This window comes from Duganella sp. GW821-FHT07F09 (genome assembly GCF_059418705.1).
In genome coordinates this window covers 268047-292085 of sequence record NZ_JBWKQJ010000003.1, presented here as the reverse complement: position 1 = coordinate 292085, position 24039 = coordinate 268047, and the positions used below count along the sequence as shown (strand labels likewise).

22 protein-coding genes are annotated in these 24039 nt (G+C 61.3%); 14 read left to right on the top strand and 8 right to left on the bottom strand.

Annotated features, from left to right (window positions below; translation table 11 throughout):
* The first annotated feature begins 41 nt into the window (after positions 1–41).
* The 12 genes from AC07P1_RS09830 to AC07P1_RS09775 all read left to right on the top strand — a co-directional run bounded on the left by AC07P1_RS09830 (position 42) and on the right by AC07P1_RS09775 (position 12749).
* Entirely contained in the window at positions 42–1421 is a 1380-nt protein-coding gene (locus AC07P1_RS09830) for a DUF2515 family protein (protein ID WP_494695618.1), read from the top strand.
* Positions 1418–2269, top strand: a complete 852-nt coding sequence (locus tag AC07P1_RS09825; RefSeq protein WP_494695617.1) for a hypothetical protein — start codon at positions 1418–1420, stop codon at positions 2267–2269. Before AC07P1_RS09830 ends, AC07P1_RS09825 begins: the two co-directional genes overlap by 4 nt.
* A gap of 140 nt (positions 2270–2409) precedes the next feature.
* Positions 2410–2553, top strand: a complete 144-nt coding sequence (locus AC07P1_RS09820; RefSeq protein WP_494695616.1) for a hypothetical protein — start codon at positions 2410–2412, stop codon at positions 2551–2553.
* Between the two features lie 5 nt (positions 2554–2558).
* Positions 2559–5264, top strand: coding sequence for a type VI secretion system Vgr family protein (locus AC07P1_RS09815; RefSeq protein WP_494695615.1), 2706 nt, complete (start codon positions 2559–2561; stop codon positions 5262–5264).
* 12 nt (positions 5265–5276) lie between these two features.
* A complete protein-coding gene (locus AC07P1_RS09810; protein WP_494695614.1) occupies positions 5277–6188 on the top strand; it encodes a DUF4123 domain-containing protein in 912 nt (303 codons plus the stop codon).
* Positions 6188–7054: a hypothetical protein gene (locus AC07P1_RS09805; RefSeq protein WP_494695613.1), complete on the top strand. Its 867-nt coding sequence runs from the start codon at positions 6188–6190 to the stop codon at positions 7052–7054. The genes AC07P1_RS09810 and AC07P1_RS09805 overlap by 1 nt, the downstream gene beginning before the upstream one ends.
* Positions 7054–7491 carry a hypothetical protein gene (locus AC07P1_RS09800; RefSeq protein WP_494695612.1) on the top strand — a complete coding sequence of 146 codons (438 nt, stop codon included), beginning with the start codon at positions 7054–7056 and terminating at the stop codon, positions 7489–7491. Before AC07P1_RS09805 ends, AC07P1_RS09800 begins: the two co-directional genes overlap by 1 nt.
* A gap of 473 nt (positions 7492–7964) precedes the next feature.
* Positions 7965–8588, top strand: coding sequence for a polymorphic toxin type 15 domain-containing protein (locus AC07P1_RS09795; RefSeq protein WP_494695611.1), 624 nt, complete (start codon positions 7965–7967; stop codon positions 8586–8588).
* Between the two features lie 183 nt (positions 8589–8771).
* On the top strand, positions 8772–9419 hold the full coding sequence (locus AC07P1_RS09790) for a GAD-like domain-containing protein (RefSeq protein ID WP_494695610.1): 648 nt from the start codon (positions 8772–8774) through the stop codon (positions 9417–9419).
* Between the two features lie 169 nt (positions 9420–9588).
* Positions 9589–10236, top strand: coding sequence for a GAD-like domain-containing protein (locus tag AC07P1_RS09785; protein WP_494695609.1), 648 nt, complete (start codon positions 9589–9591; stop codon positions 10234–10236).
* 216 nt (positions 10237–10452) lie between these two features.
* Positions 10453–11103, top strand: coding sequence for a GAD-like domain-containing protein (locus tag AC07P1_RS09780; RefSeq protein WP_494695608.1), 651 nt, complete (start codon positions 10453–10455; stop codon positions 11101–11103).
* Between the two features lie 317 nt (positions 11104–11420).
* Positions 11421–12749, top strand: a complete 1329-nt coding sequence (locus AC07P1_RS09775) for an MFS transporter (RefSeq protein WP_494695607.1) — start codon at positions 11421–11423, stop codon at positions 12747–12749.
* A 90-nt stretch (positions 12750–12839) separates the two neighbouring features.
* Here AC07P1_RS09775 and AC07P1_RS09770 read toward each other — a convergent pair whose 3' ends face one another.
* From AC07P1_RS09770 to AC07P1_RS09745, 6 genes are all read right to left on the bottom strand, one after another.
* Positions 12840–13838 carry a lipid A deacylase LpxR family protein gene (locus AC07P1_RS09770; RefSeq protein WP_494695606.1) on the bottom strand — a complete coding sequence of 333 codons (999 nt, stop codon included), beginning with the start codon at positions 13836–13838 and terminating at the stop codon, positions 12840–12842.
* Between the two features lie 130 nt (positions 13839–13968).
* Complete coding sequence (locus AC07P1_RS09765) at positions 13969–15429, bottom strand: ATPase domain-containing protein (RefSeq protein ID WP_494695605.1); 1461 nt, start codon at positions 15427–15429, stop codon at positions 13969–13971.
* Positions 15419–15826: a hypothetical protein gene (locus tag AC07P1_RS09760; RefSeq protein WP_494695604.1), complete on the bottom strand. Its 408-nt coding sequence runs from the start codon at positions 15824–15826 to the stop codon at positions 15419–15421. Before AC07P1_RS09760 ends, AC07P1_RS09765 begins: the two co-directional genes overlap by 11 nt.
* A gap of 48 nt (positions 15827–15874) precedes the next feature.
* The gene (locus tag AC07P1_RS09755; RefSeq protein ID WP_494695603.1) at positions 15875–17242 is read right to left on the bottom strand and encodes a hybrid sensor histidine kinase/response regulator; all 1368 of its coding nucleotides are present in this window, start codon (positions 17240–17242) and stop codon (positions 15875–15877) included.
* A gap of 120 nt (positions 17243–17362) precedes the next feature.
* Positions 17363–18940, bottom strand: a complete 1578-nt coding sequence (locus tag AC07P1_RS09750) for a putative bifunctional diguanylate cyclase/phosphodiesterase (protein ID WP_494695602.1) — start codon at positions 18938–18940, stop codon at positions 17363–17365.
* The gene (locus AC07P1_RS09745) at positions 18937–19377 is read right to left on the bottom strand and encodes a hypothetical protein (protein WP_494695601.1); all 441 of its coding nucleotides are present in this window, start codon (positions 19375–19377) and stop codon (positions 18937–18939) included. Before AC07P1_RS09745 ends, AC07P1_RS09750 begins: the two co-directional genes overlap by 4 nt.
* 249 nt (positions 19378–19626) lie before the next feature.
* Between AC07P1_RS09745 and AC07P1_RS09740 the strand changes: the two genes are divergently transcribed.
* Entirely contained in the window at positions 19627–20478 is an 852-nt protein-coding gene (locus AC07P1_RS09740; protein WP_494695600.1) for a Crp/Fnr family transcriptional regulator, read from the top strand.
* Positions 20479–20502: 24 nt separating this feature from the next.
* On the opposite strand, the gene AC07P1_RS09735 is transcribed toward AC07P1_RS09740, so the two are convergent.
* Positions 20503–21540 carry an alcohol dehydrogenase catalytic domain-containing protein gene (locus AC07P1_RS09735; protein WP_494695599.1) on the bottom strand — a complete coding sequence of 346 codons (1038 nt, stop codon included), beginning with the start codon at positions 21538–21540 and terminating at the stop codon, positions 20503–20505.
* 226 nt (positions 21541–21766) lie between these two features.
* On the opposite strand from AC07P1_RS09735, the gene AC07P1_RS09730 reads away from it, so the two are divergent.
* Positions 21767–22120 (top strand): helix-turn-helix domain-containing protein, encoded by a 354-nt coding sequence (locus AC07P1_RS09730; protein ID WP_494695598.1) that lies wholly within the window; start codon positions 21767–21769, stop codon positions 22118–22120.
* Between the two features lie 15 nt (positions 22121–22135).
* On the opposite strand, the gene AC07P1_RS09725 is transcribed toward AC07P1_RS09730, so the two are convergent.
* Positions 22136–24034: a lipase family alpha/beta hydrolase gene (locus AC07P1_RS09725; RefSeq protein ID WP_494695597.1), complete on the bottom strand. Its 1899-nt coding sequence runs from the start codon at positions 24032–24034 to the stop codon at positions 22136–22138.
* Positions 24035–24039 lie beyond the last annotated feature (5 nt).

Genomic DNA, 24039 nt, shown 5'->3' with positions numbered 1-24039 from the left:
CAGCGGACAAAGGTGTTTCCCTAGAGGTCTTAGGGCAATGCATGACTAACACCAAGCCTGAATCGCAGCACGATGCCAAGGTCGAATATCGCCATCTTTGGTCATACGCTCAACAGGCGGCGCTCATTGCAGTGAGCGAAAAGGTCGCAAGCGACTCGTGTTACCACCTGATCACGGATCCAGAACGGCGGGCGAAGCGTATTGCGGCAAACTATGCTGATCTCTATTTCAAAAGCGCCGAGAAATCTAAAGGACAACTACAATTTTATTGGCCAGCGTTGGCCGCGTTCGTCGTTAAAGACATTGTCGAAGCTTTTCGATTTTCGCGTGAAGAGGTGCTCCAACGAGAGTGGAATAGCGCCGCCAGCATCGCCCGAAACAATATCGGGGCGGATCTAGGTAGCTTGGCGATGAGCGGTGACTCACCATATCAGCACGTCATTCGCACTTACACGGCCCTGGCAAAAGGAAACCTTTGGCTGTTTATGGATATTCACCCTTGGCTATGGTTTTTCCTAGAGTTTGGGATCAATGCCGATGGCAGCCTAAATAAAACTCGGATTAACGCTTGTCAGGGCGAAAGAAATTGGAATACCTATCAGGTCGCTTCAAAGGAGGCCGTCGAAGAACTCCCCTTCGGACCGAATTGGCTCGGCAGGCTGAAGCAGCGACTCGCGGCCGATCCGGTATTTCAAGAAGCAGGAAAATACTTTGGTGCCCAGCCAGCGTGGATTAGCGGAGAAGGATACGGACAGCACGCCGCCGCTGCGATCTTCGCCCATAACTCCTGCAAGCAACATGTTCGAGAATACGACAACGGATATCGCACGCCTCCTAGTCAGTACTGGACGAGGTTTCCGGAAGCCTATTACATAATGGAAGCCGAGCACATCGAGTTGAAGCGTGTCATCAATGATAGCGCGGCAATTGCCGCCCTAACGAAATGCCGCGAATTTTCTACTACTTCTGCAGTAAGCACCGCCTACGATCTAATGATAAAGGGCTACTCCGCCTCAGAAGCAAAAAAACGATCGTTCCAACAGTCCGAGTTAGTAGCTATTGCTGAGCAAGAACAAATCAATGTGTTGCAACCGCTGATCTACAATGATGAGGCTTTGACAAGTACTATGAATATGAATCATCGTTTCAGCCGAATGACCGGTGGTTGGCTTTCTCCGCAGTTCAAGGTCGTTTATAGTTTCGCTCCCCTCAAGAAAGATGACCCTAGCCTTGAGTCCGTTTTCGACGCGCCAAAAGGAATGCTGGATCGTTTTAAAATGAAAGTAAAAAGTCTTCCCAATCAAGCAGACAGGATGGAATTTGTGGGCCAAATTGCGGACGACTTTAACAGGCTTATGGGCGAGCGGAAAGCGTATATGGATGGAGAACTCCGAAAAATTCAAAGCTGGTTGAACGCATGAGCAACGTAGTGAAGGCCAGTGGCTTGGCGGTCGGAATGATAGCGGTCGCACTGTTGTTCTTTCTTTTTATTCGAGATAAAGATATGAATGAAATTAGATTTGTGCTTAATAAAAACATAGTTGAAACAGCACGACAGTCTGGGGTTCCAGAATACAGTACGCGGGACATCCAAGGCTTCATTACTTATAGTATCAATGATATCCCTGCCGATATAGCGGTACGCTATGAACAACCCGGATATGAAATTAGTTTGGCTCCTTTATTCGCCTTCACTATGAACGCGGATAAAAGCAATCAAAACAATCTGGGCGTGGAGAACGCAACTCTACAGTTTTCCAGCAAACCGTATAAAACGCATGAAGACGGAAAGCGATTTGCGGAAAAAGTCATCGAAGAGATGAACAGCAAAAAATGGCGCCGTTATATTGAAGAACTTTGCCCTGCCGTAACCGGACGCTCGTCATTTCTGGACACCGAGGGAAATCTTGGGCAAATAGCCGGTTGCCCATTGGATCCAGGTTACACGCTGACCAAGGATGAGTGGATCCAGATGATGCGCGAAGAGCAGAGATACCAATGGATAGGCGATGGCGTTCTCGCCACGTTCAGAATAGCCTACAGCGAAGACAGCCGTGGCATTACATATAAGTTCTTTATGGAGTTCGATGACTTTTCTATCAAAAAGCGAAAAGATGAACAACGAACCCAGCTTAGTCTTAAAGAAGGTGACGAGAAGGGTTGGGGCAGCACGGAAAGACAGAAAAAGTCTACTGAATCGACTCGCGAGATGATAAAAATCCTCGAAGCAAACGCTATAAAGCGCGGAGATCATGTAATCAGCAGATAAGGAAGAGTTCTATGGCCATTAATTGAGCTTGCTATTGGTGCCATTGATCTATCTAAATTTCTACCGATAGACGCGACCTAAAATTGGACTTACCGCCGTCACTTTCTGAATACTACTCGATGACTACTAGGAGCCCCTATTTGATTCTCGACGCTCGGCCAGCCTTTTTTGCTTTCGGCCTGCGCAGCATGCTCGGCCATGGCACCGAAACCAGCATGAGCGCCTACAACGACGTGGTCAAGCTCGCACCCAAGCAGGCCAACCTGACCATCACCTTGCCGTGATGAGCATGCCCGACCTGCCGGGCTCGTCCTTGGTGGACGGGCTGTTCGGAACCGGCCTGAGCCAGCACGCGCGCCTGATCACCCTGGCCTGCGCGCAGGACTCGACCCTGCCCGAGTCGCTGATGCCGGAGCGCTTCACGGGGCGCGAAGCCGTCAACGAGCTGTTCCGCTTCGACATCGACGCGCTCAGCACCTCGACCGACCTTGAGCTGGCCGACTTCATCGGCGAGGAAATCACGCTCAAGCTGCTGCAGGCCGACGGCACGCGCCGCGCCTGGCACGGCATCTGCACCGACGCCGCCTGGCTCGGCGCCGACGGCGGCCTCGCGCGCTACCGGCTGCGGCTCGAGCCGGGCCTGGCCCTGCTCGGTCTGCGCCGCGACAGCTACATCTTCCAGGACAAGAACGCGCAAGACCTGGTCACCGAGCTGCTGGCCGATTACAAGCAGGTGCGGTTCGAATTCGACATCACGCAAACCCTGGTGGCGCGGCCGATCTGGACGCAATACCGCGAAAGCGACCTCGAATTCCTGCAACGGGTGCTGGCATCCGAAGGCCTGAGCTGGCGCTTCGAACACGACCAGGAAGAAGGCGCGGCCGATTCGGGCGGCGGCCAGAAGCAAGCCAAACACAAGGTCGTCTTCTTCGACAGCAAGGCCGTCGCGCCGGAAACGGTGGGCGGAGCCGCGTTGCGCTTCCACGGCGTGCGCGCCACCGACAGCGACGACGCCGTCGACGAATTCAACGCGCTGCGCCGCATCCAGGCCAACGCCGTGACCATCAGCAGCTGGGACCCGACGCAACTGGTGGCCCCGGCCGCCGAGCAAGCGACCAGCCTGGACATCGGCGAACTGCCGGCCTTGTCGATCTACGACGGCAGCGCCGAGCGACGCCACGCCGACAGCGCCGCCGCCGATCCGCACAGCCGGCTGATGCTGCAAGCGCTCGAGCTCGACAACAAACTGTTCGAAGGCCAGGGATCGGTGCGCCGCCTGGCGGCCGGCCACGGCTTCCAGCTGACCCAGCACGAGCATTACGCCGACGGCGCCAACAAATTCACCGCGCTGTGGGTCGAGCACGAGGGACGCAACAACGTCGAACCGGCCCTTGGCGGCCTGGGCAAGCTGATCGGCGCGGCCAAGGCCGGCCTCGCCACGCTGGCCAAGTTCGCCGGCGCGCAACTGGAGGCCGGCACCTACCGCAACCGCTTCGCCTGCGTGCGCGACACGGTCGCCATCGTCCCGCGCGCCAGCGCCGAGCGCTTCAACGGCGCCTCGCTGGGACCGCAAACGGCGCTGGTGGTCGGCCTGCCCGACGCCATCAACACCACCACGCGCGAACACCAGGTGCGCATCCAGTTCGCCTGGCAGCGCGGCGCCGGCGCCAACGCAGGCGGCCTGCCGCACAACACCGACGACAGGGGCAACGCCCCCGGCAATGACGGCTCCGGCACCTGGGTGCGCGTGGCCGAGGCGCTGGCCGGCCCCAACTGGGGCTCGCAGTTCACGCCGCGCATCGGCACCGAGGTGCTGGTTGACTTCATCGAGGGCGACATGGACCGTCCGCTGGTGGTCGCGCAGCTCTACACCGGCGCCGACACCCCGCCCTACTCGGCCGGCGTCGATACCGACATCAACCACGCCGGGGTGATCTCCGGCATGCACAGCAATAATTTCGACGGCGGCGGCTACAACCAATGGGTGGTCGACGACACGCCCGGCCAGCTGCGCACGCGCCTGGCCACGTCAAGCGCCGCCACGCAGCTGAACCTGGGCTACCTGGTGCAGCAGACGCCAGGTTCGGCGCAACGCGGCAACTATCGTGGCCAAGGGTTCGAGCTGCGCACCGACGCCTGGGGCGTGTTGCGCTCGGGCGAAGGCATGCTGATCTCGGCCACCGCGCGCGCGCAACAAGGCGCCGGCGTCACCTCGACCCAGCTCGACAGCGCGGAGGCCACCGGCCTGCTGCGCGCCGCCTCCGAACTGAGCAAGAACCTGGCCGACGCCGCCACGCAGCAGAAGGCGCTCGTCAGCAAGGACGCCAACCAGGCGCAGATCGATTTCATCACACAGATCGATCCTGAGCAAAAAGGGAAATTTGATGGCGCCGTCGGCGGGCACGATCCGTTGAAAGCCACCGCAGGCGCGCGCGACCTCGACAGCGGCGCGCCGGTGGAGAAGTTCGGCGAGCCGATCGTGCTGATGGAAGCGCCGGCGAGCATCAACTGGGCCACGCCGGCATCCACCGTGCTGTTCGCCGGTGGGCAATTGCAGTGGACCACGCAGTCCGATATGCACATGGCCGCCGCGTTCACGGTGGCGTCGGTGTCGGCCAACGCGACCGGGTTGTTCACGCACGCCGGTGGTATTCAGGCGATCGCGGCCAACGGGCCGGTGTCGCTGCAGGCGCATACGGATCAGTTGGAGATCCTGGCCGACAAGGCGATCACGATCGTGTCGGTCAACGATGTCATCGAAGTCAAGGCCAATCAGAAGATCGTACTGCAGGCCGGACAATCGTCGGTGACGCTGGAGGGTGGAAACATCACTTTCGCCTGCCCGGGAAATTTCACGGTCAAGGGCGGGCAGCATATCTTCCAAGGCGGTGGCAGCGGTTCTGCCGCGCTTCCCGCCCTGCCGACCGGCAGCGCCATTTGTATCGAATGCTTGAAGAACGCGGCGGCCAAGGCCAGCAGCTTCTTGGTCCGCTAATAAAAGACATCCATGGAAACGCAAACCTATACCTATGCTCTGCTCGATTGCTCGGCGCATGAGCATGCTTTCCGCGACCTGAGAACGCGCTTCGCCGATGTGCAATGGAAGTCGCTTTTTGACGGCACGCCTGAGGAACATCTAGTGACAGCAGCACCGCTGCTGATTGCCACGCCGCGCGACAACGACAAACTCATCGCATGGCTGGAAGAGTTGGAGCAGGCCGCGCCAAGCGTGAGCTGGATCGGCAGCCCCTACGCCCTGCCCGTTCTGGCGCCAATGCTCACCCGCAGGCTGCAGTGCGAGATCAACGACGATCAGCAGGTCGTGCTGCGGTTTTATGATCCGCGAATTCTGCTCGGCCTCCCATCGGCGCTGACAGCGCAACAAAAGCGGTATTTCTTCGCGCCGGTGAGTAGCTGGATCGCGTGGGAACCGCGCCGCCAGGAACGGTACGCCATCAATATCGAGCCGGCCACGTCGGCGGACATCGCGCGCTTCGCCTTCGCCCCAATCAGCCTCACGCTGCCGCAGCGCGATCAGCTCATGTACTTCGACAACGAAAACCTGTACGACAGCATCATCCAGCAGTGGCGGGATACCTGCCCCGATGACATCGCTGGCATCAAGCCAAGCATGTTGCGCGAGATTGCCATTACCGCCGTCGCGCGGGCGAAAAGCTACGGCATCAGCGACGCGGCAGCGCAACACCTTTTCGCGGGATTGATGATGACCGTGTCGCCTTCATTCGACGACAACGCCCTTGTGAAGTCGTACCTCAAAGCTGAGGATGTGCCCCCAGCAGATAGACTCAGCAATATGATCAGCGCCCTGCCAAGCGAAGCCTGGGAGCAAATCACCGCAAGCAAGCGCATGGATGCACTGTTCGAACTTCCGGCCGATCCACAAGGCGGGCGGGCATAATGGATCTTACAAACATCACCAAAAAACTAACCGATGCCACGACCGCTTTGGCCAAAGCGGACAAGGACTTGAAGCTGGAGATTGCGGGCGCCGCCGCCGACGCAGCCGGCCTGGTTGATCCGACGCCGACTTCAGACCTGGTCGGCGCGGGCATATCCATTGCCAGAGGAGATTATTGGGGCGCAGCGCTGAGCACGGTAAGCATGGTGCCTTACTTAGGCGACGCGGTTGCGAAGCCAGTAAAAGCAGTCCGTGCGACTAAAGCCATCGCAGGACTTGAAAAGAAAGTAGCGGCACTCACGAAGACAGTCAACGATCTCAAGAAAGCAAAAAAAGAAGCGGAAGCTGTAGAAGCGGCCAAGAACGCCAAACTTGCCAAAGAGGCGGATACCGCGAAAGACGCTGCTGCTCAGCAGGAAAAGAGCGTTGCAAAGAAAGATAAAGATTGCGAGGACTGCGCCGCAACAAATGGTAGCTCGCCGAAACCGCCACCAAAGGGACCATATCGTGGCGGACCGCACTCGGAGACAAAACTGCCTGTCGGCGATAAGCTCGACTCACACCACTTACCTGCGGATGCCATTAGCCCGATACCAAGAGAAAAGGGGCCGGCCATCAAAATGGATCCGGCCGACCACAAAGAAACCTCCAGCAGTGGCAGCGGTCTGGATGCAGTTGAGTATCGAGCAGAAGTTAAAGAGCTGCTTGACGCAGGGCGAATGCGGGATGCGATGGCCAAAGAAATTAAAGATGTACGCAGGGCTGCCGGCGTTGTCTCCGGCAAACCTACCAAATATAACGAAGCCATTCAAGAAATGCTTGAGTATTCAAAGAAAATGGAATGGTTAAATAAGAAAGGAAAGTAATGAAAACCATTATTCTTACACCGTACCATGGGATCGACCAGGTGTCGTTTTCTACGTCTGAAGTCGAATGTGAAAAAATATTTGGAGTACCAGTTCGACGTTCCAAAACTCGCAAAAATGAAACCAAGCTTGTCTATGATGAGATCGAATTCACTCTTCCAGCGGATGGGACTAAAATACTGGAAATGTCTTTCCGGCCAAATATTACGTTGTTATTAAATGGAATTGATATATTCAATGACAACTCAGCATTAATAAAATTGAGCCAGATTGATTTGCCGTTAGAATATGTGGGCATACTGTTTTTCCCCACTCTTGGCATATCCACAACCGGACTGCACAACCATGACGATCTATCAGTTACAGCAATATCAAAAGGTCGGTTTGATGGAATAGTTCAGAATTTTCTTCCCTACAAAATTCCTGATCTCACCTGACTGAACAGCATGGCCGATTGGGCTGATCTGCTCGGCCTACGCCGCGACGGTTACATCTCACTTTTATTTGAACTTGAAGGACAAAGAGGCAACCGTGTGACTAGCAGGCTGCTGAAATACCGGCCAGCTTGAACCGACCATGCCCGTCGATGGTGTGGTCCGGCGGGCTTCGTTTCATAAAGTGGGATTGGAAAGCAATTCCCGCGTTCTATACCTCTTCCTACGATATTTTCCGTCGTTTTTCCTCTATGATCTTGAACAAAACGACTTTATTAATGATGGTAAAAGCCAACCTTATCAGTGCAGGCGGCTAGAAATGCTGATTTGTCTCTTCGCGTGGCAACCTACACTTAGCCCCCCACTTGCCGCTGATTCCTACCGGGTGAACGCCAACTACTTCACCAAGAGCCAATCGCCCTGGCGGCAAGAATGAAACATACGCGACGGTGTCGACTGCCCCGGCCTGGATTCCGATGCCGGCTTCTTTCCCACCCATCCCCTACCTCGGTGACGCCGTAGCGAAGCCGATCAAGGCGGCGCGCGTGACCAAACGTGTTCTGGCGCTCAAAAAAGAAGCGACCTTGTTGACCAAGGAATTGGCAGACCTCAATTCGCCGAGAAAGCAAAAGGACGCTGCGGAACTGGCCGCCAAAGAAGCTAAAATTGCAGCAGACGCAAAGAAGGCGAAGGACGCGGAAAAGGCCGCTACGGAGCAGGAAAAGGCGGCAGCCAAGGCCAAGGCCAAAGATAAAGATAAAGATAATGATTGCGAGGACTGCGGCAAAGCTAGCAAGCCAGCCAAGGTAATGAAGCAGGTTGAGGTCAAACCTTGCTTTAGCGCTAAAAAGCTCGATCCGTCCAAGGCGAAGGAATTTGCGGAGCAGTTACGGCGACAAGAAGATGCCATCAACAAAATGACCCTGAAGGAATTTAACGAAGCTAGGGCGTTTTTCGGAGCGAATAAGAGGAAAGGAACCGGAGCCGCACAACGAGATGCACGCATCGAGTACGAAGATTTCTCAAAGCAAAATTTACGCGTGAACATTCTTGCGAATGTAGCTAATCCTAAGGTCGCAGCAGCCGCGAACAGGCATTAGCGTCAGGTCCGCCATTGCTACACGGGCTTAGCCGCAATCGTCCAAAACCGTTGGGGCGGATGGTTTATCCGTCCCAACGGACGAGGACGTGTAACAATGGCGGACCTGCCCCTAATGTCCCTGATATCGATAAGGCCAATACTAAAATGAGTGTAAAACTTCCACATTGTTGAGAAGATTAATATGGATGAGTGTTTTGAATATTTTCTAGAAAGTTTTGCCCCCCAATTTGATAAGGTACAGCCGGCACCATCGGATATCGAAAAATTTAGAGGAAAACTGCCAGAGAAATTGCTGGAATATTGGCGGGATCATGGTTGGGGCGGCTTCCACAATGGACTATTTTGGCTAGTAAATCCCAGCGATTACACTGAGGTTGTTGACGCATGGCTGACCAACACCGGTATCGACGGTTGCGATGGCTACTTAGCAATTGCCAGAACCGCATTCGGACGTGTGTTTTTATGGAATAAATCCAGTGGGCAAACTGCTACCATTAACGCCTTGTTTTCCGAAATAATTACCACGCCGCCGAATAGATCTGTTCTCGCTGGAGATGAGGTTAGTGCTGTGGAGGCATTTATGGCGACGAAGGAACCAGATGCCTTAGATATCGAAGATGAAAAAGAGAAGAAGCTATTCAAACGCGCCGTAAAAAAACTTGGCACTTTAAAGGCCGATGAAATGTATGGTTTTGAGCCAGCTCTGGTTATTGGCGGCCCTCCAAAGCTCGAGAACCTCGTGAAAGTTAAAATAACTGAACATCTGATTTTATTACAACAGTTTGGCGATGTTGAAATACTTCATATGGACGTAAGCCGGCACCTCTAGAACTTGGATAGAATACAGGCATTAGCAGGTTAAGGGCGCATGCGTACTGTCTCAGAAGAAACATGGATTGTTACGCAGAGCGGTCATGTCGCAGGTCCACCGCTGTGCCGACCTACGCTCGCTCGTGCTTGGAACATGGCAAATAAAATTTTGAATAGCTGGCGCTATTATGGATGATTGTTATGAAATATTCCTCTCGGAACTAGGCCCACAATTTGTAAAGGTGCAGCCATCTCCGCAGCAGATAGCAAAATTTCAGGAACGTTTACCCGAACAACTTCTCGAATACTGGAGACTTTACGGTTGGGGTGGATACTATGACGGCCTTTTTTGGTTGGTTAATCCAGATGATTACGTTTCAGTTGTCGATGCCTGGCTAGAAAGGACGCAGGTCGAAAATAAGAGCGCCTATTTGGCTATAGCGCGAACAGCATTTGGTCGTATTTTTTTGTGGAATAAAAAAACTGGCCAAAATGTGACGATTGTTTCCCTTGAATCACAAATTATTACTTCGCCCGCAAATAAAAAAATCGAGGCGGGTGAGGATACTATTCCATTACAGTCCTTCCTTATCGGAAGAGAACCGGATCGTCTCGATATAGAAGATTTGAAAGAAAAGAAATTATTCAAACGAGCACTGAAGAAATTGGGGCGTGTTGCCGAAGACGAAATGTACGGTTTTGAACCAGCACTCTGCATTGGCGGCATGCCCGTATTGGAAAACATTAGAAAAGTTAAGATAATTGAGCATTTAGTACTTCTGGAGCAACTTGGAGAAATCGAGATAATGCATATAGATGTGAGCCGTCATTTGTAATTACTGCAGCTATGTAGACAATGCCACGATTCAATTACGGCAATGGGTACCAAAAAATCGAATATCCTGGCCTACCGAGGGAAGATCTGATTTAATCGCCAACGTTGTTACCCAAGGGGACTGAAGCTGCCAAAGTAATGACTTCATTCCAGAAGACATCTTTCGGAAATTGCAAAAGTGCATGCCCCGTGCAAAGACTAACTGAAGGATATAGTAATGGATGAGGATTTTGATTACTTCTTAAAAACCTTTGGTACAGCGTTCCGAGAAGCACAGCAGCCGCAACCCAGCGACATAGAAAAGTACCAAGGAAAACTGCCGGCACGCTTGTTGGAATATTGGAAAAATTATGGTTGGGGCTGTTATAACGATGGGCTATTTTGGATGATCAATCCAGCAGAGTTTGCCTCAATAGTTGAAGAATGGCTTGCCGGCTCAGGGGCCGAAAATCGGGACATTTACCACGCTTTTGCACGTACCGCCTTTGGCGAACTATTTTTATGGGGTGAAAAAAGCGGGCAAACCGTTACAATAAGTCCGCTGGATGCTACCATGTATTTTTATCCGGACGATAAGAGATTACTAACTCGCCCCGAGTCCGCGATAGCATCCTTCTTTAGTGATCAGGCCCCTAAAGATCTTGATTTCGAAGATGAGAATGAAAAGCCTTTATTCAAAAAGGCATTAAAAAAACTGGGAAAGTTAAAACAGGACGAAATGTATGGCTTTGAACCGGCCTTATGCATTGGTGGCATGCCTCGTCTAGAAAATCTTGTAAAGGTCAAAATAATTGAACATCTTTTGCTGCTTGAACAATTGGGTGAAGTAGAAATTATTCCTATTGATGTCAGCAGTCATATTTCATAAGCCGGACCTAGCGGTCTGCGTGCTCGGCGAGCGGGCAGGACCTTCCGAACTTGTCCTTGGTGGAAAGGCTGTAAGCCCGGCCAGCCGCCATTCGGCGGCGAACACAAACATGGCGAGACCTGTTCGACCTCGCCCGCATATACGCAACACCTGGATCAGGTCTGGAAAATCGTCTCCGCAGACCACCGCAAATAGCCGCCTCGGTCAATCGTCCTATCCCTACGATCAACTTTCTCTTTGTATAATGCTTTTGCTCAGCCGGTCACCGCGACGCGAAGAAACGCCGGCTATCGACCACACCAACGAGGCGAACCCATATGCATAACAAAGAAAACAACCAAGCATCGCTCGCCAAGGCCGCATCAGGCCACAGCACCGCCCCCGAACGCCCGCTGACCCGCCAGGACTACAAAACCCTGTCGCTGGCCGCGCTCGGCGGCGCGCTGGAGTTCTATGACTTCATCATCTTCGTCTTTTTTGCCACGTCGATCGGTGCGCTGTTCTTCCCGCCGACGATGCCGGACTGGCTGCGGCTATTCCAAACCTTCGGCATCTTCGCCGCCGGCTACGTGGTGCGCCCGCTGGGCGGCATGGTCATGGCCCACTTCGGCGACCTGCTGGGGCGCAAGAAGATGTTCAACCTGTCGATCCTGCTGATGGCCGTGCCGACTTTGCTGATCGGCCTGCTGCCAACCTACGCCAGCATCGGCCTGGCCGCTCCGTTGCTGCTGCTCTTCCTGCGCATATGCCAGGGCGCCGCCGTCGGTGGCGAGGTGCCGGGCGCATGGGTCTTCGTGTCCGAACACGTGCCGGCGCGCCACATCGGCTACGCCTGCGGCACCCTCACCGCCGGCCTGACCTTCGGCATCCTGCTCGGTTCGCTCGTGGCCACCGGCATCAACAGCGTGTTCACGCCGGCGGAGGTGCTGGACTACGGCTGGCGCCTGCCGTTCGTGCTGGGTGGCGTGTTCGGCCTGGGCGCGATGTATCTGCGGCGCTGGCTGCACGAAACGCCGGTCTTCGTCGAGTTGCAGCAGCGTAAGGCGCTGGCCGCCGAGATGCCGCTGAAGGCGGTGCTGCGCGAGCACCGCAAGGCGGTCGCGCTGTCGATGCTGCTGACCTGGATGCTGTCTGCCGCCATCGTCGTGGTAATCCTGATGACGCCCGCGTTGCTGCAAAAGGTCTACGGCTTCGACGCCCGCACCGCACTGTCCGCCAACACAGTGGCAACCCTGTGCCTGGCGTTCGGTTGCGTGATCTACGGCGTGCTGGCAGACCGGCTCGGCGCGCGCCGCATGCTGATCGCCGGCGCCGTGCTGCTGGCCGTCTGCACCTACGTCTTCTACACTACCCTCAAGGCACAACCGCATCTGCTGCTGCCGCTGTACGCCCTGCTGGGGCTGAGCGTGGGCGTGGTTGGCGTGGTGCCGAGCGCGATGGTGCGGGCATTTCCGGCGCCGGTGCGTTTTTCGGGCTTGTCTTTTTCCTACAATGTCGCCTACGCCATCTTCGGAGGCCTGACGCCCATCATGGTGACGCTGATGCTGAAAACCCAGCCGCTGGCGCCGGCCTACTACGTCATGGCGCTGTGCGGCATCGGGCTGGTCACGGCGCTGTTCATCAAGGACCGTCCGCTCAACGCCTGATGCACCCGAGACCCAAACCAATGACACCCATCGTCGAAGCAGGCGTCCCGCGACTTAGCCCAGGTGTTGAGCAACCGGACTGCGCCGGCGTCACAACGGTATCGTCAAGGTCAGCGAACCATAGGGCTCGCGCTTGGAGCTCGACGCCGTGACCAGCGGACTGGCGCTTTGCAGGGAGAATGACACCGACGCGCTACGGAAGCCGTAGGCGACGCCGACCAGCGCCACGCTCTGATTGCGGCGCAATTCGGCGATATTGTTTTCCGGATAGTGGTTCCTGCCGATGCCCGCATGCGAGAACACCCTGTCGCCGACCAGGCCGGCATATACGAACCAGCCATTGCCCAGGAAAACCGGATCGCCGCCGCGTATTTCCTGATGGACAGCGCTGGGGAAGTTGCGTCGAAGTCCGGTGCCGTAGCGCAGCAGCACGCTGGCGCCGAGCGACGATTGCAGGTTGCCGGCGGTGGCGCCGGCCGACACGATCGCGTCGGCGTGCGGCCGGCCGTCGTCGGCACCGGCCGCGGCCAGGCGCCAGGCCCTGTAGCGCTCGACGCCGAGCAACAGGCGCGTGGGGCCCTGCGAATCCCAGCCCTCCGGACGATCCGAGCCGATCAGGCGGTGGATCAGCGTCTGCGAACGGCGCCCGCCAGCCGCCGGGCCGATGACACCGAGGCGCAGGCCGAGCATGTCGGCCACGTTATCGTCGACCGACACCTGCCCCGCGCCCAGCCATAGCGCGCCGACGTAGGGGGAATCGAGCGGGTCCGGCTCCTTGCGGGTGATGTCGCGCGGCGTCACCAGGATCTGGCTGAGCGAGAACCGGGTCAGCGCGGCCGGGCCGACGCCGAGCCACGGCGCCACCGTGCCGAGCACCGGCAGCGGCGCGATCGACGCCTCGCCGGGCGAGACGCTGCGCAGATGCGACAAGGTGATGCCGCTGGTGTAGCCGCCGCCGTCGCTGCCGACGAACACATCGTTTTGCACCATGAGGGAGAGGCGGCCTTCCTCCGCGCCCGCTGGCGCGCAGGAAAACATTGAACAGAACAGCAGACTGGCGAACTGGAGCGGGCTTGGGCGTATTTTCATTATGTGGGCATGACACACTAACAACGAAGCCCATCATAATCGAAATCGCACGACGCTGAATCGTGCGCCCCCCGGCGCGCGCAATGGATCTTCCACTTGTGTGCGGCGGCGCACCCTGGGCGCCGCGCGGCTAGGGTGGCGTTGGCGCCGCGGCCGCCGGCCGGCCCGTCAGGATGCCCACGTATTGCGTCAACGGCGCGCCGATGACGATGCCGTCGGCGGTGATGTCGAAGAACCGGATATCCTTGCTGTGCTCGCTGGCGCGCACCTTGACCACCGATATCACCCGCTTGAACTGTCCTTCGAGCTCGACATAGCGCTGCATGACGATGGAATCGGCCAGGAAGGCGTTGCCGTAGGAACTGAAGCGCAGCACCTCGTAGCGGTCCTCCAGCTCGGCCGTCATCAGCACCGTCACCCCCATCGCCGTCAGCACCGCCACCATGCGGTACAACGACTCGCGGAAGTCGTCGCGGAACGCCGACGCCAGCGCCAGCTCGAAGCCCGACAGCGAGTCGATCACCACCCGTTTGGCCCCCATGCGCTTGATCATGCCGACCAGGTCGTGCAGGATCTCGTCGATCGACAGGTCCAGCGTGCGCGTGTTGATCACGCCGACGCGCCCGCTGGCGATCAGCGTGTCGAGCTGCCGGCTGAGCAACTGGTTCGGACTCTTCTCGAAGGCGGCGATGACCCCGGCCTCGCCGTTGCGCACGCCCTCGGCCAGGAACTGCGTGGCCAGCACCGACTTGCCCGAGCCCGACGGCCCCACCAGCAACAGCGAATAGCCGGCCGGCACGCCGCCACCCATCATCGCGTCGAGTTCCGGCACCCCCATCGACAGGCGCTGCTGGCCGTCGATGCTGATCAGCGTGGCGGCCGCGCCGAGCATCGCGCGCGGGAAGATCTCGATGCCGCCGTCGCCGATGCGGAACGTGTGCACGCCCAGGCTCTGTGCCTGGCCGCGCATCTTGACCACCTGGATCTTGCGCACCAGCGCGTCGCGGTGCACCAGCTGCGACATCCAGATGATGCCGTCGGCCACCGTGAACACCGGGCTCGACTCGGCCTCCGGCGCCAGGTATTCGCCGATCAGGAAGGTGGTGGCCAGCCAGCTGGTCATCTGCATGCCCAGTTGCTGGACGAAGTGTTGCAGGCCGGCGGCGCCGCGGTCCATGCCCTGGGCCGACTGCACCACCGAGCGGAACGAATCGACAAAGACCAGGCTGGGGGCGAAATCGCGCACCTCGTCGGCGATGCGCGCCAGCACGCGGTCGAAGTCGCCGTCAAGCAAATCGGCGGCCAGGTTGACGAACCTGATCGACTCGTTGACCTTGGCGATGTCGAAGAACGGAAACTGCTGCTGGTAGCGCAGCATCTTGAGCGGCGGCTCGCCCAGCACGGTGAAGAACAGCGCGCGCCGCTCCGGGGTGGCCAGCGAAAACATGATCTGGTGCGCCATCGTGGTCTTGCCGCTGCCCGGCGTGCCGGCCAGCAGGTTGAACGAGAACTCCGGAATGCCGCCTCCCAGCAGTTCGTCCAGCCCGGGCACGCCCGTCGCCAGGCGCTGAATATCGACTTTATTGCTCATTGTTCAATTCCTTAGCGGCAGTGTCCGCGGTGTCCTGGCCCCAGGCCGATCGCAGTATGGCAGTGGTCAACGACGCGCCGATCAATCGGACCAGCGTGTCGGTGAAAGTGGTGAGCAGCTCGATGCTGGCGGCGCCCGCGGCCGCCGGCGCCTGGGCCTCCAGGCCGGCCCCGAGCCGCTCGAAGCCGGCGTCGACGCCCTCCTCCAGCCACGGGTGGCGCGCGCGCGCCACGTGGATGCTGCGCGCGTACAGCGTATCGAAACCGCTATGCCCGATGATGGCGGTCAGTTCGACGGCAAGCCGCTCCCACAGCACGATGACGTTGGCGCGCAGCGTGTCCGGGCTGCGCATCACGTTGCGCTCGATCATCTGGTGCCGCTCTTCGTTAGTCGCCATAATTAAGTGTGAATACTGTGAAGCGATGAGTGGGATTGCCGAAGGCCGTCAGTGTACATGCAACTCTATCAACGCGAGTAACATATCGATCGCCACCGGTTTGACCAGATAACGGTCGAAGCCGCTGCGGATGGCACGGGCGCGGTCCTGCGCCTGGTTGTAGCCGGAAGTGGCGATGAAAAACGGCATCGCGCCGGTCGTGCCGGCGCGGATGCGTTCGACCACGGTGAACCCGTCCAGGCCGGGCAGGCCGATGTCGCAGATGACCAGGTCGTAGCTGCCGGCCAGCGCCTGCCGCACTCCTTCGGCGCCGTCGTGGCATTGGTCGACCGCGTGGCCGCCCAGTTGCAACAGCAAGTCCAGCGTGGCGGCCGCGTCGAGGTTGTCCTCGACCAGCAGGATGCGCAGCGGGCGCGCGCTCGGCAGCGGCGGCAGTGGCAGGGCCGGCGGCGCGGCCGCGTCGTCGCCCAGCGGCAGCAGCACCGTGAACACGCTGCCCTGGCCGATGCCGTCGCTGCGCACGCGCACGGTGCCGCCGTGCATCTCGACCAGCGAGCGCACCAGCGTCAGGCCGATGCCCAGCCCGCCCTGCGCGCGGTCGAGCGATTGCAGGCCCTGCGTGAACAGGTCGAAGATGAACGGCTGCAGTTCGGGCGCCATGCCCATGCCGTGGTCGCGCACGGCGATCTGCACCATGCCGCCCACCACCTGCGCCTCCAGCTCGATGACGTCGTATTCGGGCGAGAACTTGGAGGCGTTGTTGAGCAGGTTGGCGAACACCTGCGCCAGGCGCGTGCGGTCGCCGTAGAGGCGCACCTCGCGCGCCGGCTGCGTGATCCTCAACTGTTGGTGCCGGCCATCGAGGCGGGGCTGGCTGCCCTCGGCCGCCAACGCCACGATGTCGGCCAGCAGCAGCGACGACTTGTCGAGGCCGATCTTGCCGCTGCTGATGCGCGAGGCGTCGAGCAGATCGTCGATCAGGCGCGTCATATGGCCCATCTGGCGCTCGATGATGGCGTGCAGGCGCGGCAGCTCCGGGTCGCCGCCCGCCATCTTGGCCAGCAAGGTGCTGGCGTAGGCGATCGGCTGCAGCGGGTTGCGCAATTCGTGCGCCAGCATCGACAGGAAGTCGGTCTGGCGCCGCATCGACGCTTCCGCGCTCGCTTGTTTGTCCTGGGCATCGAAGGTCGCCAGCACCAGGTGCGCGTTGGCCTCGCGCAACTGGGTCACGTGGCGCTCGGCCGTTTGCGCGCCGGCGTGCTGCTGTTGCAGCGCCTCCAGCTGCATCAGCAACTGCGCGATCAAGGCGCGCAGATCGCCACGCTCCTTGTCGTGCAAGGCCTGCGTGTACTGGCCGTCCCGGCCGGGCGGCACTGGCGATACGGCGCTGGTATCGGGTTCCGCGTTGTCATTCATAATCGTGAAGCGAGCCTTGAATAGTCAGATGAAACGGTGTCGCGGCGGCGCCGCGCACATGAGCACACCATACCCCGGTTTGCCCTCCGGCAGGGAAATACCTCGCCCGCCAAGGCGCCGTCACGGGCCGCGCCGCGCCAGCAACGGCGCCAGCGCCGACGCCGGCAACGGCCGCCCGAACAGGAAACCCTGGCCCTCGTCGCAATGGTGCGCGCGCAGGAAGTCCAGTTGCGCCTGGTGCTCCACGCCCTCGGCCACCACCTTGTGCCCGAGGCTCGCGCCCATGGCGATCACCGCGCCGACGATGATGCCGTCGCCCGGCGCCGCGCTGATCTCGCGCACGAACGACTGGTCGATCTTGAGCACGTCGACGGGAAACCGGTTCAGGTAGCTCAGGCTGGAATAGCCGGTGCCGAAATCGTCGATGGCCAACAGCACGCCAATTTCCTTGAGCTCGGCCAGAATGGCCGCGCTGGCGCCGGCGTCGTCCATCAGCACGCCCTCGGTGATCTCCAGCTCCAGGCAGTGCGGCGCCATGCCGCTGTCGGCCAGGACGGCGCGCAGGCGGCCGGCGAAGCCGTCGTCGCGGAACTCCAGCGCCGAGATGTTGACCGCGATGACGCCGGGATCGAGCCCGCCCCGTTTCCAGCGCGCCGCCTGCATGCACGCTTCGCGCAGCACCCAATGGCCGATCGGCACGATCAGGCCGCAGGCCTCGGCCACCGGGATGAAGCGCGCCGGCGCCATCGCGCCGTGCTCGGGATGTGCCCAGCGCAGCAGTGCCTCGGCGCCGGCGATGGCGCCGGTGGCCAGATTGACGCGGGGCTGGTAATACAGCTCGAACTCGCCGCGCGTCAACGCGCGGTGCAGGTCGGCCTCGACGCGCTGGCGCTCGAGCGCGCGCAGGTTCATCTCGGGCCGGTAGAAATAACACCGGTCGCGCCCGCTCTGCTTGCCGTGGTACATGGCCACGTCGGCGTTGCCGATCAGCGTGGCGGCCTGCTCGCCGTCGTCCGGGTACATGCTGATGCCGATGGTGCCACCGATGTGCACGGTCTGGCCGTCGAGTTCATACGGCTCGGCCAGCGCGCGGCACAGCTTGTCGGCGAAGCCGGACACCGAACGCTCGTCGGCGACCTCGGCCAGCAGCACGACGAACTCGTCGCCGCCCTGGCGGCTGGCCGTGTCGCTGGCCCGTATCGCCGCCAGCAGGCGCCGCCCCACCGTCTGCAGCAGCAGGTCGCCGATGGCGTGCCCGAGCGAATCGTTGATGACCTTGAACCGGTCCAGGTCGATGAACAGCACGGCCATCTTGCCGCCCTGGCGCTGCGCCATGCCGATCGCCTGCGCCATGCGCTCCATCAGCAGCAGCCGGTTGGGCAGGTTGGTGAGGAAATCGTGGTGGGCCATGTGGCCCAGCGCGTCCTTGGCGCGCCGCACCTCCTCGGTCATCACGTGCGCCTCCAGGGTGGCGATGACCAGATGGGCGTTGGCTTGCCGCAACTTGGTGATATGGCGGTGCAAGGTGCGCTTCATCTGCGCCGACGCCTCCTCGCCGGCGCCGATGACCGCCTCGCGCGCGCTCATCTGACGCCCGCGGTCGGCCAGCGCGGCGTCGGCCGCCTTGCCCGTGGCGCGCCGGTCGAGCCGCGTGACGCGGCGCTCCCCGCGCGGTGGATCGATGCTGTTGCCGCTCATAGCGTAACCTCTGGTGGTGGTGATGATGATGGTGGCGATGATGGCGCCGGCGCCAGCGCGCGCCAGGCCGCGTCGAGCACGCCGTCGGTCAGCGGCGCGCCGATGAGCACCCGCAGCAACGCGTGGAATCTGCCGAACAGGGCGCCGCTGGCGGCCAGCGCCTCGGGCGCGCCGCGCGAAGCCAGTTGCAGGCCCAGCGTGACGAAACACAGCGCCGGCGCGCTGCCGGCAGGCGCGCGCCGCAGCCACGGGCGGCCCTCGCCGCACAGGTCGATACAGCGGCCGTACAGCGCGAGGAAGCCCTCGGCGCCGACGATGGGCGACAGTTCCTCATGGATCGCGTTCCACAGCTGGAGCGAGCGGCGGCACAGCAAAAGCGTATCGTTGGTTTCGAGCCAGGTCAGAATAGCTTGCGGATAGTCTGTGTCGGCTGTCATGAGGTTCCCATCCGACGCACTGCACAGTAAAAGCCTCGCCGAAGAGCGGGTTTCCGGGATCGCCCCGAAGCGCCGGTCCCGTTGACACATGCTGACGTCGGCGCGGCCGCGCTTCTGTGGGTTTTCGCACAAAACATCCGCATATCGCCGTGTTATCGACTTCGCTGTGTGGGGAAGCGCACAGACGGCGCGCGGCCGGGGTGCCAGCCTGCATTATGGAAATTGTTTTTTCATTAAGGATTTGACCCCATGCGAAATGCCCATCCCAAACAGAACGCGATGCTGGCGCTGCTATCGCCCGCCGAGTTCGGTAGATTGGCCGCGCATCTCGAACTGGTGGACATGGCGCAAGGCGACGTGCTGTATCAAAGCGGCAGCCCGCTGACGTTCGTCTATTTCCCGGCCACGGCCGTGATCTCGGTGCAGTACGACCTGGAGGACGGCGGCGCGTCGGAAATCGCCAGCGTCGGCCACGAGGGCTTGCTGGGCGTGACGCTGTTCATGGGCGGCGCGGCGGCCCCCAACCGCGCCGTCGTGCACAGCGCCGGCCATGGCTACCGCTTGCGCGCCGGCGTGCTGCTGACCGAATTCCACCGCAAGGGGCCGCTGTTCGACCTGCTGATGCGCTACACCCGGGTGTTGATGGTGCAGTTGGCCCAATCGGCCGTGTGCAACGGCCACCACTCGACGGTGCAACGGCTGTGCCGCTGGCTGCTGCAGGCGCTCGACCACTCGCCCAGCAGCGAGCTGGCGGTGACCCAGGAGGCGCTGGCCGGCATCCTGGGGGTGCGGCGCGAAGGCATCACCGACGCGGCCGGCCGCCTGCAGACCTTGGGCCTCATCAGTTGCAGGCGCGGCCATATCCGCGTGCTCACGCGCGCCGGCCTGGAGGAACACGTGTGCGAGTGCTACGGCGTGATGCGGCGCGAAACGACGCGCCTGCTGGCGACGTCGCCGCCGGCCGGCGCGGCGCCCGAGCACAGGCCGGCGCGCGGCGCGCAGCCGAACCGCCGCACCGGCCGCACCGACCGCCGCCTGGCGGCCGCGCGCGGCGACGAGGGCGTCGCCGGCGAGGCCCAGCTCGCGCTGCTTTTCCCGTGACGGCGCCGGACGCCCGTACGCCCCTCAGGCCTCGACGATGACCCGGCGCGCGCCGGTCTCGGCGGCGCGGCGCACGGCGTCGTAGGCGTCGAGCATGTGCTTGAACTGGAAGCGCTGGGGAACCAGGTCCAGCGGTTCGACGAGGCCGGCGGCGGCCTTCTTCAACAGCGCCGGCGTCGACACCCGGTCGATCAACCGCGACGTCAGCGCGATGTTGCGCGACCACAACTTGTCGAGCCCCGGGCGCGCCGCCTTGTCCCCCGTACGGAGCTCGAGCACCTCGCCCTGGCGGGCGGCGATGTCGCGGCATAGCGCGACGGTGGCCGGCACCCCCACCGCGTCGATCGCCACGTCGACGCCGCGCCCGGCCGTCAGGGCCAGCACGCGCGCGACGGTATCGCCGCGCGCGCTGTCGAGCGCGTAGGTGGCGCCGAGCCGCAACGCCAGCGCCTGCCTGTCCTGGCCGAGATCGATGACGATGATCTTCGCCGGCGCGAGCAAGCGCGCCGCCAGCAGCGCGGCCAGTCCGGCCGCTCCGGCGCCGACGATGGCCAGCGCCGATCCCGGCGCCACCTTGCCGCTCAAGAGCCCGCATTCGAAGCCGGTCGGCAGCATGTCGCCGAGCGTGGCCATCGCCGCCTCGGCGGCGCCGGCGGGGATGGCGCACAAGCTCGTCTGCGCGTGCGGAATGCGGACGTATTCGGCCTGCGTGCCGTCGATCGTATTGCCCAGTTTCCAGCCGCCGGCGGGGCAATGCGTAAACAATCCGCGCTGGCAGTGTCCGCACCGGCCGCAGCTGGAGATGCCCGAGATCAGCACGTGGTCGCCCGGGCGCAGCAGCGTGACGCCGGCGCCGGCCGACTCGATGACGCCGACGCCCTCGTGACCGAGCACGCGGCCCGGGGTGCAGGTGGGCACCCCGCCGCGCACGATGTGCAGGTCGGTGCCGCAGACGGTGGTCTTGAGCATGCGGACGATGGCGTCGCCGGGATCGCGCAAGGCCGGCATGGGGTGGTCCTGCCACGCGATCAGGCCACCACCCCGGTAGACCAGCGCCTTCACGGCCGGCCCGTGGCGGTCATGGTCGCGTGGCGGCGACCAAAGAAAGGGAGGTGCTGGATCATGGCGGTGCTTTCTGAGCGAAGCTCGCGGCGTGCCGACGGCTGCGGCACACCCAGCATGGCCGCGCCGGGCGGTGCCGGTTTGTCTAAACGCACCACGGAAAACTATTCCGCCCAATGCGCGGAAACACACTGAACGCCGGCGCCATGCGCGTACGCTGGGCCACATGCACCCGTCCCCTCCCCTGCAATCCTGGCGGCTGAAACGGGCCTGCGCCTATGTCGAGGCGCACCTGTCCGAGCCGCTATCGTTGGCCGAACTGTCGCGCGCTGCCGGCTTTACCGCCATGCATTTCGCCCGGCTGTTTCGCGCCAGCACGGGCCTCTCGCCCCACAACTATGTACTGCGTCGTCGCATCGAGGTCGCGCAGGCCGCCCTGCTGCACACCGATCACGGGGTGCTCGACGTGGCGTTGATGGTCGGCTTTCGCACCCAGGCGCACTTCAGCGCCGTGTTCAAAAAACTCACCGGCATGCCGCCGCGGCGCTGGCGCCAGGCCCGTCTGGCGCACCGCTCTTGAATCGTCCGGCGGCGCTCATCGCAACGGTTCCAGATCGATCGGGGTCAGGTACCCGTACGTCCCCGGCGCAACGGAATAAGTTTGCCGGTACGGCTGAAAGCCGCTCACCTTGATCGTCAGTTCATAGCTGCCTTCGTTCAGGCCGACGAAGGAAAAGAACGAGCCGAAGGCATAATCCTCGCCCGCCAGGTAGGCATCGAACGAACGGTCCCGGGTGTCGCCGGCCGGCCGGATCTCGCGCCGGTCGGTGCCATCGGTCAGCACGATGGACTCGATGCCGATGTCGCGGCGCCCCTCGCGAAAACTGCCGGCCGGGTTGTCGGCGGCGGTGACGTCGGCGCCGATATAACCGGACAAGGTTCCCTGCGGCGCCAGCAGAAAAGCCAGGTCGGCGGTCGCGCCGGCGCCGATGGTGACCGGCACGCTCGCCGGCGTACTGCGGAAGGCGCGGGCGACCAGGCCGGCACGGTAGGCGCCGGCCGGGAACGGCCCCAACTCGCGGCCGCTGTCGAGCGCGCTGATCGGCACGACGATAGGCTCGCCACCCGCCTGCTCGGGCGTGAGCACCAGCACGGGTTGGGCCGCCGTCGCCGCGCTTCCCGGCGCGTAGGAAAACCCCAGGCGCAAGCGGCCCTCGCGCGCGGCGCCGGACTCGCCGCCTTTGCGGTCGGCCTCCCCCAGCAGCGCCGCATACTGCGCGAAGGCCGCGGGCGACGACAATATGCCGACGTGGTCGGCGCCGTAGCCGAACAGGCGCCGGGCCTCGGCCTGGGCCGCCGGACGCAGCTGGCTGTCGAGCGTGATCACGCCATCGCTGCTGGCCTGGCGCAGCAGGCTGTAACGGCCGCCGTGGCCGAAGAACAGGTAATAATCCAGATCGCGCGGCAAGGGCTTGTCGAACAGTTTGTGCACGAAGCGGCCGCCGGACCGCACATCGCGCCACGACGGGATGACGGCCGGAGAGTACGCCACGCCCTGGTCGGCCGCCGGGTCCCCGCCCCACGGCGAGGACAGGCTGACGAACAGCTTAATGGAGGGAAATTGATCGCCGTAGGTCGCCAGGAAGGACCGCGCGACCAGGCCGCCCATGCTGTGCGCGGTCAGGTAGAGCCGATTGAAGTGGTAGCGCCGCTGCAGATTGCCCAGCTTCCAGTACAGCAGGTAGGACATCGAATCGAGCGAGGCCCCGGACGGGTAGTAAAAAATCCATGGCTGGTAGCGGCGGCGGTCCAGATGCTCGACAAAATATCGCCAGTCCTGCGGCGAGCCCGCCGCGCCATGGACGAACAAAATCGGTGTCTTGGCCGGATCATACTCGTCCAGGAAGTAGATATTGCCGCCCACCTCCTTGAAGAACTCGACCGGCGCCCAGTAGCCGCGCCGCCCGGATTCCGCCGAAAACACGGGATCGTCCAGGCTGGCGATGGCGCCGCCCTGGGTGCTGTGCGCCGGGCGCCCGGCGACGGACGTTCCAGGCGGCACCGCGCGCTCCTGCGGCGGCGCCAGGTTCGATATGGCGAAATCGAGATTGATCAGCGCGCCCGCGCCGCTGGCCCGCACCGGCACGGTCGTGTAGACGCCGAACGGTTCGCCGGCGTCCAGCGCCAGGTTGCCGTTGGCGTCGCCGAAAGCGAAGACGGTGTAATCGCCCTTGGGCACGATCAGCTCGTAGCCGCCGGCTTCATGCAGCAGCGCATGGTGAGCGATGTCGGGCAAGCCATCGCGGCCGTGGCGGGCATAGGCGGCGACCACCACCGGTTTGTCCCATGGCACCGCGCTGGTGACGTAGCCGGCAAGCACGGTGGATGAGTAAAAAGCGCTGGAGTCGTCCTTGAGTTTGACCAGGGAACAGCCGCCCAGGCAGATAACCAGAACGGCCGCCCACAGGATGGCGCGAATGCGAGGGTGATTCATAAACA